This window comes from Duganella sp. GW821-FHT07G03 (genome assembly GCF_059418605.1).
In genome coordinates this window covers 31,940-45,015 of record NZ_JBWKQE010000014.1, presented here as the reverse complement: position 1 = coordinate 45,015, position 13,076 = coordinate 31,940, and the positions used below count along the sequence as shown (strand labels likewise).

4 protein-coding genes are annotated in these 13,076 nt (G+C 68.9%); 1 reads left to right on the top strand and 3 read right to left on the bottom strand.

Annotation, left to right across the window (positions count from 1 at the left end; genetic code table 11):
• Positions 1 to 141: 141 nt before the first annotated feature.
• The 3 genes from AC07OK_RS18255 to nudC all read right to left on the bottom strand — a co-directional run bounded on the left by AC07OK_RS18255 (position 142) and on the right by nudC (position 2,907).
• The gene (locus AC07OK_RS18255) at positions 142 to 1,452 is read right to left on the bottom strand and encodes a thioredoxin family protein (protein WP_494691631.1); all 1,311 of its coding nucleotides are present in this window, start codon (positions 1,450 to 1,452) and stop codon (positions 142 to 144) included.
• A 5-nt stretch (positions 1,453 to 1,457) separates the two neighbouring features.
• Complete coding sequence (folE, locus tag AC07OK_RS18250) at positions 1,458 to 2,024, bottom strand: GTP cyclohydrolase I FolE (RefSeq protein ID WP_116993960.1); 567 nt, start codon at positions 2,022 to 2,024, stop codon at positions 1,458 to 1,460.
• Positions 2,025 to 2,085: 61 nt separating this feature from the next.
• Positions 2,086 to 2,907 carry an NAD(+) diphosphatase gene (nudC, locus tag AC07OK_RS18245; RefSeq protein WP_494691630.1) on the bottom strand — a complete coding sequence of 274 codons (822 nt, stop codon included), beginning with the start codon at positions 2,905 to 2,907 and terminating at the stop codon, positions 2,086 to 2,088.
• Between the two features lie 209 nt (positions 2,908 to 3,116).
• Between nudC and AC07OK_RS18240 the strand changes: the two genes are divergently transcribed.
• Positions 3,117 to 13,016 (top strand): beta strand repeat-containing protein, encoded by a 9,900-nt coding sequence (locus tag AC07OK_RS18240; protein WP_494691629.1) that lies wholly within the window; start codon positions 3,117 to 3,119, stop codon positions 13,014 to 13,016.
• Positions 13,017 to 13,076: the final 60 nt, after the last annotated feature.

Genomic DNA, 13,076 nt, shown 5'->3' with positions numbered 1-13,076 from the left:
CGGAGTCAACCTGACCCCGATGCCGAAATGCCGTTAATCAAGGCGAAATCAACCAACGTCATTCCCGCGCAAGCGGGAATCCATAGAGCGCTTGCTGGCCAAATTCAGCATGGGTTCCCGCCTTCGCGGGAACGACGTCGCTTAACCGAACGGCATTAGGACCAGCCCCCGGAGTTTTTGTAGCTGGGACTGGTTGCGCTGGTGGTGGGCGTCGGCGCCGGCGGTGGCGATGTCGGCGCGCAGGCCCTGCTCGGCTTGCGCGATGCGGGCGCTGTCTTGCGGCGCCAGTTCCATCAGGCTCAGCAGGTAGGTGACGCCCCATTGCAGGCGCGTCGCCGGACCCACGGCCGCTTGCCATGCTTGGTCGTACCAGTCCAGCATGGCCGCCATGTCGCCGCGCCGCTTGGCGCTGGAAGCCAGACTCAGCATGAAGTAGTAGGGTGAATGCGAACGCGGCAGTTCGGCCAGCAGCACTTGCTCGGCTTGCGCCGGCAGGCCGGCGTCGTTCAGGGCGCTGACCGCGGTGTTGACCAGCGTGTGGCGTTCGTACGGATCGGTCGACTCGGCCAGCGCCGCTTCCACCCGCAGCCGCACCTGCTGCTGCAAGCCCTGCGTCGGCGCCAGCAGGCGGCCCAGGCGCATTTGCAGGCGCACCGCCATCAGGCGGTCCGGCGCGCTGAGCCAGAAATCGTCGGCCCATTGCGCGGCGGTGGCGCCCAGCGCCGCCACCAGTTCTTCGCGTCGTGTGGCGAATTTGATCAGGGCAACGCCGCTGTTGCCGAGCAGGTCCATGTTGGCGCGCGCCAGCCGCGCATCGGCAAACACCTGCAGCAGCAAGGCGGCGTTGGCCGCCGCGTCGACATCCTTGCCGGCCGTGGCCAGCTGCGCGTGCAGTTGCAGGCGCACGCCGGCGTCGGCGTCGGCGTCGTCGCAGGCGCGCACCAGCGCCAGCAGCGTCGGCGCCAGCGCGCGCGCGCCCAGCAAGCGGCCTTCGTCGGTATCCCAGGAATAATGGCTCAGCAGCGACCATTCGCCGGCGCTGAGCTTGCGCTCACCGGACAAGGCCGCCGCCAGCGCGGCCGAGGCGGACGAACCGGCCGCATGCACGGCCAGCGCCACGTCGAACGCGGCCGTGAACAGCTCGCCGTCCAGCTCGCACGGCAGGCGCGTGATTTCGCCGCCGTCCGGCGCGTACAGCAGCAGCGTCGGATAGCTGCGCAAGCCGTACTGCGCGGCCAAGGCCTGCGCGCCGGCGCTGTCGCCATCGAGCTGGCAGCACACCACCGAGGTCGAGCGCTGAACGAAGTCGTCACGCGCGAAAATATCGGACTTGACCCGGTTGCAGGGCGGGCACCAGACCGCGCCCCAGTACAGGAACAGCGGCCGCTGCTGCGCCGCCGCCAGGGCGAATGCGGCGGCCAGGCCGCCTTGCTGCCATGCGATCGCCGCCATGCCGCTTAGTTCTCGCGCGCCAGGGCCAGGAATTCGGTGCGCATCGCCAGGTTGGGCTGCAGCTCGCCGAGCATGGCCGAGGTGACGGTTTCTTCGCCCGGCGTGCGGATGCCGCGGCTTTCCATGCACAGGTGGCGGCACTTGACGACCACGCCAACCGCCTTCGGCTCCAGCACTTCCATCAGCGCGTTGGCGATCTGCATGGTCATGCGTTCCTGCACCTGCAGGCGCTTGGCGAAGCAGTCGACCAGGCGGGTCAGCTTGGACAGGCCGACGATCTTGCCGTTCGGGACGTAGCCGACCGTGGCCTTGCCGAAGAACGGCGCCAGATGGTGTTCGCAATGGCTGTAGACCGGGATGCCGCGCACCACGATCAGTTCGTTGTACTGCTCGGCGCCGTCTTCGAAGGCCTTCAGCAGCTCGACCGGGTCCTGGCCGTAGCCGGAGGTCCAGTGTTTCCATGCCTTGCTGACGCGCGCCGGCGTTTCCACCAGGCCCGGACGGTCGGGATCTTCACCGAAACTGGCGAGCAGACGACGCCAGTCGCCTTCCGAGAATTCTTTTTGAGACATGATGAAACACCTTTTTTTTACGATTGCCGACAGTATATAGAAATCCGCGGCGGCGCACCCGCTAGGCTCCCGGCCGGTTGGCCTTCAGCAGCTCGGCGGCGATCGATATGGTGGCCGTCATGTCCGGCCACTCGCTGTCGCCCGGCCCGAACCAGCGGGCGTCGGCGATCTCGCCCGGATCGACGCGGATCTCGCCGTCCAGGTAGTCCGCCGTGTAGGCAATCATCAGCGAATGCGGGAACGGCCACGACTGGCTGCCGAAGTATTGCAAGTTGTGGACCCGCAGCCCGACTTCCTCGTACACCTCGCGGTGCACCGCCTCTTCGATCGACTCGCCCGCCTCCAGGAAGCCGGCCAGCGCCGTGTAGCGCTTGTACGGCGCGTTGGCGTGCATGGCCAGCAGCACCTGCTCGCCCTTGCGTATCAACACCATCATCGCCGGCGAGATGCGCGGATAGGCGCTCATGCCGCAGGCCGGGCATTGGTAGCAGCGCTCGCCTTCGAGCTGGCGCATCGGCGTCGCGCAGGCGCCGCAATAGCGATGGGTGCGGGCCCAGTCGGCCAGCTGGAAAGCGCGGCCGGCCAGGGCCACGAAACCGTCGTCGACGAGGCCGAACAGCGCACGCAAACCGTGGTAGCCGTACTCCGGCCCCGGTAGTTCCGGTTGATCGACCCACGCCAGTTGATAGTAACGGCCTTGCCACTCGCCCAAGGCATGGAAGCGCTCCGGCGGCAAATTCAGCGCCGCCAGCGCCTGCTGGTCGGGCAAACCCAGGACTTCGTTGCGCAAAAGCAACTCTCCGCGATGGAACACGAAAGTTAGCGAATGATCATGCACGGCGGGGCGGATCAGCGGCGTAAATGTGGCGGGCGTCAGCAACATGGCGGGGAGGCTCAGGGTTCATCGCAAAACATGATCTTACAGTGTTTCCTAAATGATTATTTTTGGCGGTGAGAATTGATGACAATTCGATGACTGAAACGGCGCTAAGTCATTGTTTTCAGGCTAAGATTTAAACTACTTTTGGGGCTGTACTCTCCGCATGGGTTCGATTGGCGGTACTATATATTTCCGTAAGGAGATAACTTAACATGCCATCACTCGTACCTGGTTTAACGACCGACCAAATCGTCAGCCTTCGCACCGATCAGATCGCAACGCTGACGACTGCGGACATCATTTTGCTCAGCACCTTGCAGATGACCGCATGGCGCACCGAGCAGCTCGGCGCTTTTGGAACCAGCCAGTTACGGGCCTTGTCCACGCAAAACCTGCAGGTGCTCGACACGGCGCAGCTGGGTTACGGCCTCACCACCAAACAAATCGCGGCGCTGACCACCGGCCAGATCGTCAGCCTGAGCACCAACCAGCTGGTCAACGGCCTCACCACCGACCAGTTCGCAGCACTGGCGACCGTGCAGCTGGCCGCGCTGGGGACGCAGCAGCTGGCCATGGTCGGCACCGGCGACATCGCCGCGCTGCGCAGCGCGCAGCTGGTGGCGCTGTCCACCGCGCAAGTGCGCGCGCTGAGCACCGACCAGATCGTCGCGCTGGGCAGCAGCCAGGCCGCCGCGCTGCAAACCCGCCAGGTCGCCGCACTGAGCAGCAACCAGCTGGCCAGCATCGCCACCGACGACATCGCCGCGCTGGGCACGCAGCAACTGCTGGCGCTCGGCACCACCCTGCTGGGCGCGCTGACCACGGCGCAGATGGCCGCGCTGCACACCGCGCAAAGCAGCAACCTGTCGACCCAGCAGATCAGCACCCTGGGCAGCGACCAGCTGGCCGCGCTGGGCACCGAGGGCTTCGCCGCGCTCAAGACCGCGCAGATCGCCGCGCTGAGCACCAAACAATTCGCCGCCCTCAGCACCGACCAGATCGTCGCGCTGACCACCGCGCAAACCGCCGCGCTGACCACGCTGCAACTGGGCCAGATGTCCAGCGCCCAGCTGGCCGCGATGGAGACCCAGGACTTCGCCGCGCTCAAGAGCCAGCAGCTGAACGCGCTGAGCACCGCCACCACCGCCGTCTTGAGCACCGACCAGATCGCCGCGCTGACCACGGCCCAGGTCGCCGCGATGCGCAGCGGCCAGCTGCGCGGCCTCTCCACCGACCAGATCGTCGCGCTGACCACGGCCCAGGTGGCCGCGCTGGGCACGGCGCAAATCATCGTGCTGAGCTCCGACCAGGTGGCCGCGCTTGAAACGCGCGACCTGGCCGCGATGAAGACGGCGCAAGTGGCCGCCTTCAGCACCGCCCAGATCAATGCGCTGGGCACGGCCCAATTGGCCGGCCTGAGCACCGCGCAAGCGGCCAGCCTGGCCACGCAACAACTGGCGGCGCTGGGCACCGCCCTGCTGGCCGCGATGGAAACGCAAGACCTGGCCGCGCTGCGCACGCTGCAGATCGCCGCCCTGTCGACCAACGGCATCGCCGCGCTGGGCACCGACCAGATCGCCGCCTTGAGCTCGCTGCAAGTGGGCGCGCTGAAGACCGCGCAAGTGGCCGCGCTCGGCACCGACCAGATCGCCGTGCTGAGCACCGCGCAGGTCGGCGGCCTCTCCTCGCAGCAAGTGGCAGCACTGTCGACCAGCCAGCTCGGCGCGCTGAGCACCGCCAACCTGGCCGCGTTGAAGACGCAGCAGCTGGCCGCCATGGGCACCAGCCTGATCGCCGCGCTCAGCACCGACCAGATCGCCGCGCTGAAGACCGCGCAGGCCAACGCCCTGAGCTCGCTGCAACTGTCGGCGCTGAGCAGCGACCAGCTCGACGCCATGAACACGCAAGACCTGGCCGCGCTACGCACCCAGCAACTGGCCGGCCTGAGCACCAACAACGTCCATAGCCTGACCACCGACCAGGTCGCCGCGCTGACCACCGCGCAGGTGGCCGCGCTGAGCACGCAGCAGACCGGCGCGCTCGGCACCGACCAGATCGTCAGCCTGACCACGGCCCAGGCCACCTCGCTGACCACGCGCCAGGTCGCCGCCCTGAGCAGCAACCAGCTGGCCGCGCTGGAAACCCGCGACCTGGCCGCGCTGAGGACGGCGCAGCTGGCCGCGCTGGGCACCGCCCAGTTCGGCGCGCTGACCACCGTCCAGATCGCCGGCCTGAGCTCGCAGCAGGTGGCCTCGCTGGCCACCCAGCTGATCGCCGTGCTGAGCACCGACCAGATCGCCGCGATGGCAACCCAGGACCTGGTGGCGCTGAAATCGCAGCAGGCCGCCGCGCTGAGCAGCAACGCCGTCGCCGCCCTGACCACGACGCAGTTCGCCGCGCTGGCCAGCGTCCAGCTGAGCAACTTCACCACCGCCCAGGTCGCCGCGCTGACCACCGACCAGATCGTCGCCCTGACCACCCAGCAGGCCGCCGCGCTGAGCACGCGTGAAATCGCCGCCCTGTCGACCAACCAGCTGAACGCGCTGGAGACGGCCGACTTCGCCGCGCTGAAGACCGCGCAAATCGCCGCCCTGACCTCGCTCCAGGTGGGCGCGCTGAGCACCGACCTGATCGTCGCCCTGACCACCGCGCAAGCGGGCGCGCTGACGCCGGCCCAGCTCAACGCGCTCAGTTCCGACCAGCTCAACGCGATGGAGACCCAGGACTTCGCCGCGCTGCAGACCAGCCAGCTGCTGGGCCTGGGCACCAAGGCGATCGCCGCGCTGACCGTCGGCCAGGTGGCCGCGCTGAAGACCACGCAAATCGTGCAACTGACGTCCGACCAGATCCACGTGCTCAACTCCGCCCAGCTGGGCGCGCTGAACACCGCGCAAGTGAACGCCTTCACCACCGCCCAGATCGGTTTCCTCCTGACCGAGCAGGTGGCGGTGCTGACCACCGCCGACTGGGCCGCGCTGAAATCGTCCCAGCTCAACGCGCTGAGCTCGAACCAGCTGGCCGCCGTCAGCACCGACCAGATCGTCGCGCTGAGCTCGCTGCAGGCGGGCGCGCTGTCCACCCAACAAGTGGCGCTGCTGTCGACCGACCAGATCGTCGCGCTGGAAACGCAAGACCTGGCCGCGCTGAAAACGCAGCAGGTCGCCGCGCTGGCCACGTCCGACGTGGCCGCCATCACCACCGCCCAGCTGCAAGCGCTCAAGACCGCGCAACTGGCCGCGCTGACCAGCAAGCAGCTGGCCGCGCTGACCACCGACCAGATCGCCGCGCTGGGCACCGCCCAGGCCAGCGGCCTGGGCAGCCAGCAGATCGCCGTGCTGTCGAGCGACCAGTTGCTGGCCATCGTCACCGACGACCTGGCCGCGCTGCGGACCGCGCAGCTGGCCGCGCTGGGCAGCAACCAGATCGGCCTGCTCAGCACCGACCAGATCGTCGCGCTGACCACCGTGCAAGTGGCCAGCCTGAGCACGCGCCAGCTGCTGTCGCTGGGCAGCAGCCAAATCGTCGCGATGGAAACGCGCGACCTGGCCGCGCTCAAGACCGCGCAGATCGCCGGCCTGAGCACGGACAACCTGAACGCGCTGACCTCGTCGCAGGTGCAAGCCCTGACCACGGCCCAGCTGGCCGCGCTGGGCAGCGCCCAGCTGGCCGCGTTCGCCACCGCGCAGATCGCCAACCTGAGCACCGCGCAGGTGAGCGGCCTGGCCACGGCCCAGGTCGCCCTGCTGGGCAGCGACCAGCTGGTGGCGCTGGGCACGCAAGCCCTGTCGCTGATGCGCACGGCGCAGATCGCCGCGCTCAAGACCGCGCAGATCGCCGTCCTCAACAGCGACCAGCTGGCCGCGCTGACCACCGCCCAGGTCAGCAACCTGACCACGCAGCAAATCGCCGCCCTCGGCAGCGACCAGCTGAACGCGCTGGAAAGCCAGGACTTCGCCGCGCTCAGGACCGCGCAGTTCGCCGCCCTGGGCACCGACGTCATCGCCAGCCTCAGCACCGCGCAGGCCGCCGCGCTGACCACCGCCCAGATCGCCAGCCTGAGCACGCGCCAATTGGCCGCGCTGGGCACCGCGCAGCTGCAGGTGTTCTCCACCGGCGACATCGCCGCGCTGCGCACCGCCCAAGTGCTGGCGCTGTCCACCGACCAGCTCGACGCGCTGGGCAGCGACCAGTTCCGCGCCCTGAGCATCACGCAGATGGCGGCCCTGAGCAGCGCCCAGTTCCAGGCGCTGACCACCGACCAGATCGTCGCGCTGAGCACGCTGCAGGCGACCAACCTCGGCACCGCCCAGGTGCGCGCGCTGAGCGCCAGCCAGCTGGCCGCGCTGGAAACCCAGGACCTGGCCGCGCTCAAGACGCAGCAGGTGGCCGCGCTGAGCACCGACCAGTTCGTCCTGCTGAACAGCGACCAGATCGCCGGCCTGAGCGTCACCCAGGTGTCCGGCCTGAGCTCGCAGCAATTGACGGCCATGACCACCGGCCAGGTGCAGGCGCTGGAAACCCAGGACCTGGCCGCGCTGCGCACCGCGCAGCTGCAATCGCTGGGCACCGACCAGCTCGACGCGCTCAGCACCGACCAGCTGCAGGCGATGACCCCGGCCCAGCTGGCCTCGCTGAGCACGGCGCAATTCGTCGGACTGCAGACCGCGCAGATCGCGTCCTTGCGCACGCTGCAGGTCGCGGCGCTGGCCACCGGCCAGATCGCCAGCCTGAGCGCCGGCCAGCTGGCCGCGCTCAACACCGACGAGATCGTCGCGCTGAAGACCGCGCAGATCAACGCGCTGCGCACCGCCCAGATCACGCTGCTGAGCACGGACCAGATCATGGCCCTCACCAGCGGCCAGGTCGGCTCGATGTCGACCGCCCAGCTGTCCTCGCTGTCATCCGACCAGATCGGCGCGTTGAGCACGTCCGACTTCGCCGCGCTGAGCGCCGCGCAGCTGAGCGCGCTGGGCATGCTGAGCAACCTGACCACCGACCAGATCCAGGCGCTCACCCCGGCCCAGATCGGCGGCCTCACCACCGACCAGATCGCCGCGCTGGGCACCAACCAGATCGTCGCCCTGACCACCAAACAGATCGGCAGCCTGAGCACGGCCGGCGTCAGCGTGCTGAGCAGCGACCAGCTGCGCGCGCTGGAACTGGAAGACCTGGCCGCGATGAAGACCGCGCAACTGGCGGCGCTCAAAACGCTGCAGATCAGCCAGCTGACCACCGACCAGGTGCAGGCGCTCACCACGGCGCAGGCCGCCAGCCTGGCCACGGCGCAGGTCGCCGCGCTGACCACCGAGCAGGTGCAGGCGCTCAGCACCGACGAGCTGCTGGCGCTGAAGACCGCGCAGATCGCCGCGCTCACCAGCGACCAGATCGCCGCGCTGGGCATCGACCAGCTGCAAAGCCTGGGAGGCACCCAGCTGAACGCCCTGGGCAGCGCGCAGATCCAATCGCTGAGCTCGGACCAGATCGTCGAATTGACCACGCAGCAATTCGTGGCCATGGGCACGGCGCAGGTGGCCGCACTGAGCACGCAGCAACTGAGCGTGATCGAAGTCGACGACCTGGCCGCGCTGAAGACCGCGCAAATCGCCGTGCTGAGCACCAGCCAGATGCAGGCGCTGGCGGCCGACCGCATCGCCGCGCTGACCACCGCGCAGGCGCAGGCGCTGACCACCAACCAGTTGCTGTCGCTGAACTCGGCGCAGATCCAGGCCCTGAGCAGCGACGACCTGGACGCGCTGAAAGCCGCGCAGATCGCCGCCCTGAGCAGCGACCAGCTCAACGTCCTGATCGCCGACCAGTTGCAAAACCTGGGCTCGGCGCAGCTCAACGCGCTGACCACGGCGCAGTTGCGCGCCCTCTCCACCGACCAGATCATCGCGCTGACCACGCAACAATACGCGCAGCTGGGCACGTCCCAGCTGGCCGCGCTCAGTTCCGACCAGCTGGCCGCGCTGGAGCTGCCCGACCTGGCGGCCCTGCTGAGCAACCAGATCCTGGCCCTGGGCACCCTGCAGATCTCGCAACTGGACCTGGCCCACATCGGCGCGCTGACCACGGCGCAGGCGGCCGCCCTGAGCAGCAACCAGCTGGTGACGCTGTCCACCGACCAGCTGCAGGCGCTCGGCACCGACGACCTGCAGGCGCTGAAGACCGCGCAGGTGCAGGCGCTGACCACCAACCAGCTGATCTCGCTGACGATGGACCAACTGCAAAACCTGACCACGGCGCAGATGGACGCGCTGACCTCGGCCCAGGCCGCCGCGCTGACCACCGCGCAGATCGCCGCGCTGACCACGCTGCAGGTGGACAACCTGACCACCCGCCAGCTCAACGCGCTGGGCAGCGACCAGATCGCCGCCATCAGCACCGACAACTTCGCCACGCTGTCGAGCACGCAGATCGGCGCGCTCAACGCCGCCCAGTTCGGCGCCATCACCACCGACCAGATGGTGGGTCTGAGCAGCATGCAGGTGGCCGCGCTGAGCACCGCGCAGGTGGCCGCCCTCAGCAGCGACCAGCTGGACGCGCTGGAGACGGCCGACTTCGTCGCGCTGAAGTCCGCGCAGATCGCCGCCATCGGCAGCGCCAACATCGGCGCCCTGACCATCGACCTGGTCAGCGTGCTGACCACCGCGCAGATCGCCGGCCTGGGCAGCGGCCAGATCGCCGCCCTGAGCACCGACCACATCCAGGCCCTGGGCACGGCCCAGGTCGGCGCCTTGAGCACGCTGCAGATCAGCGGCCTGAGCACCAACCACATCGCCGCGCTCAGCACCATGGACTTCGTGGCGCTGCACAGCAACCAGCTGGCCGCCTTCAGCACGGCCCAGTTCGCCGCGCTGACCAGCGACCAGCTCAACGCCCTGTCGACCAGCGCCTTCACCGGCCTGACCACGCAGGAGATCAGCGCGCTGACGGCGGCGCAGTTCGGCCAGCTGAGCACCACGCAAGTGGCCGCGCTGACCTCGGTGCAGGCGCCGGCGCTGAGCACCGACCAGCTGGCCGCGCTGGGAACCGACCAGTTCGCCGCGCTGAGCACCAGCGCCGTCAACCACCTGCTGGCCGCCCAGTTCGGCGCGCTGTCCACCGACCAGATCGTCGCGCTGAGCACCACCCAGGTGCGCGCACTGAACAGCGTGCAGCTGACCGCGCTCACCAGCGACCAGGTCGTCGTGCTGGAAACGGTCGACCTGGCCGCGCTGACCACCGCCCAGGTCACGCTGCTCGGCAGCGACCAGCTGCAGGCGCTGTTGACCGACCAGCTCGCCACCCTGAGCACCGCGCAGGTCGCGGCGCTCACCACCGACCAGCTCGTTAGCGGACTGAACACCGACCAGATCGCCGCGCTGACCACCGCGCAGGCGAGCTCGCTGGCCACGCGCCAGGTGGCCGCCCTGACCACGGCCCAGATCACCGCGCTGGAAACGGCCGACCTGTCGTCCTTCGGCACGCGCCAGATGGTGGCGCTGGGCAGCGACCAGATCGCCGCGCTGGGCAGCGACCAGCTGAACGCGCTGACCACCACCGAGCTGACCGCGCTGACCACCAGCCAGATCAACCTCGGCCTCGGCACCGCCCAGCTGATCGCGCTGGACAGCGCACACATCACGGCGCTGGGCACGGCGCAGCTGGCATACGGCCTGAGCAGCGACAGCATCGCCGTCCTGACCACCGACCAGATCGTCGCGCTGCGCACCGCGCAGACGGTCGCGCTGGGCACCGGCCAGGTGCAGGCGCTGACCACCGACCAGATCGTTGCGCTGAGCACCGCGCAGGCGTCCACGCTGTCCACGCAGCAGGTTGCCGCGTTGACTTCCGACCAGATCGCCGCGCTGGAAACGGTGGACCTGAACGCCATGGCCACGCGCCAGATCGCCGCCTTCACCACGGACCAGGTCAGCGAACTGAGCAGCGCTCAGCTCAACGCACTGAGCCTGACGCAGCTGGCCGCCTTCAGCACCTGCCAGCTGGCCACCGGCCTGCAGAGCAGCCAGGTGGCGGCGCTCGACAGCGCCCACATCGCCGCGCTGAGCACCGCGCAGCTGGCGTACGGCCTGAGCACCGACAATCTGCTGGCCCTGACCAGCGACCAGGTGCGCGCGCTGAAAACCGCGCAGATCGCGGCGCTGACCACCGCCCAGGCCAGCAGCCTCTCCACCGACCAGATCGTCGCGCTGGCCACGGCGCAGATCACCGGCCTGTCCACCACGCAGATGCCGACGCTGACCGCCGACCAGCTGGCCGCGTTGAGCACCGGCCAGGTGGCCGCGCTCGACACGCAGGACGTGGCCGCATTGACCGCCAGCCAGTTCACCGGCCTCTCCACCGACCAGACCGTCGCGCTGACGACGGCGCAGATCCACGGTCTGAAAACCGCGCAGATCGCCGCCATCGACGTGCCGCAGGTGAACGTGCTCAGCACCGACCAGCTCGGCGCGCTGAGCACGGCGCAGGCGGCCGCGCTGAGCATCAACGCCGTGGTCGCGCTGTCGACCAACCAGATCGGCGCCCTGCAGACGGCCGACGTGGCCGCGCTGAGCACCTTGCAGGTCAGCAGCCTGGCGGCCGGCCAGTTGGCCGGCCTGAACACCGCGCAGATCCAGGCCCTGACCAGCCTGCAGCTGGGCGCGATGACGGCCGACCAGATGTTCGCGCTGAGCACCAGCCAGATCGCCGCGCTGCGCACCACGCAGATCGGCTACCTGAACACCACCCAGCTGGCCGCGCTGTCCGACACGCAGATCCAGGCGCTGACCACGGCGCAAGTGGCCAGCATCAAACTCAGCCAGATCACCGCGCTGACGGTGGACCAGATGGCCGTGCTCAGCACCGACCAGCTGCAGGCGGTGACCACCTCGCAGCTGCAGACGCTGACCTCGACCCAGCTCAACGCGCTGACCGGCACCCAGGCGGCCGCGCTGACCACCACGCAGATGGCGGCGCTGAAGAACGCCCAGATCGCCGCGCTGACGGTGGACCAGATCAACGCCTTCACCACCACGCAGCTGGGCGCCTGGAGCACCAGCCAGCTCGGTTCGTTGACGGCGACGCAGATCGGCTACCTGTCGACCACGCAGATCGCCGGCCTGACCAACGCCCAGGTGGCCGGTCTGAAGACCAGCCAGCTGATCGCCTTCACCACCGACCAGATCGCCGCGTTCACGGCCGGCCAGGTGCCGTCGCTGACCACGGCGGGACTGACCGCGCTCAGCGTCACCCAGGCCAACGCCTTCACCGGCGGCCAGGTGGCGGTGATGTCGGTCACACAGACCATGGCGCTGAACGCCTCGTCGACCAACTACGCCACGCCGCTGGTGCTGGACCTGGACGGCAACGGCGTGCAAACGCTGGGCATCGGGGCCGGGGTGCAGTTCGACATCCGCGCCGAAGGCAAGGCTGTGCACACCGGCTGGGTCGACGCCCACGACGGCCTGCTGGCCCTGGACCGCAACGGCGACGGCGTCATCAACGACGGCGGCGAACTGTTCGGCAGCGCCACCACGCTGGCCGGCGGCGGCAAGGCGGCCGACGGCTACGCCGCGCTCAAGTCGCTCGACAGCAACGGCGACGGCCAGATCACCGGCGCCGACAGCGCGTTCGGCGCGCTGCGGGTGTGGGTGGATGGCAACTCCGACGGCATCAGCCAGGCGGACGAGCTCAAGACGCTGGACCAGCTGGGCATCGCCGCCATCGGCACCGGCGCCGAGCACGCGCTGACGCTACAGAACGGCAACGCGGTGGGCCTGACGTCCAGCTACACCGGCACGGATGGCAGCAGCCACGCCAGCGCCGACGTGTGGTTCCTGGCGCAGAAGACCGCGACCACGGCAGCGGCGACGCTGCAGCAGCAGGTGAGCGGCCTGAGCAGCGCTCTGTCCGCCTACGCCAGCGACGCCGCCGCGGCGCCGGCGCCACAGCCGGCGCCGTGCCAGTCCGACACGGCAACCGTCGACGCCAACGCACAAGCGATGGCCGGCGCGCTGCAGCACTACCGCAGCCGGCAAGCCTTGCAAGGCGCCGCCGCCGCGCTGAGCAAGCAGCCCGACGACCAGCAACACAACACCGGCAACTGGTTCAGCGTCCCCAACCGCTAAACCCTGTGGGGTCAAGTCTGACTTGACCCCACTGCCTATCCGTTGAGCAGGCGGCGTTTT

Excerpts from the sequence above, each read along its gene's own strand:
- folE (WP_116993960.1), bottom strand. The coding sequence starts at position 2,024 with ATGTCTCAAAAAGAATTCTCGGAAGGCGACTGGCGTCGTCTGCTCGCC.
- nudC (WP_494691630.1), bottom strand. The coding sequence starts at position 2,907 with ATGTTGCTGACGCCCGCCACATTTACGCCGCTGATCCGCCCCGCCGTG.
- AC07OK_RS18240 (WP_494691629.1), top strand. The coding sequence starts at position 3,117 with ATGCCATCACTCGTACCTGGTTTAACGACCGACCAAATCGTCAGCCTT.
- AC07OK_RS18255 (WP_494691631.1), bottom strand. The coding sequence starts at position 1,452 with ATGGCGGCGATCGCATGGCAGCAAGGCGGCCTGGCCGCCGCATTCGCC.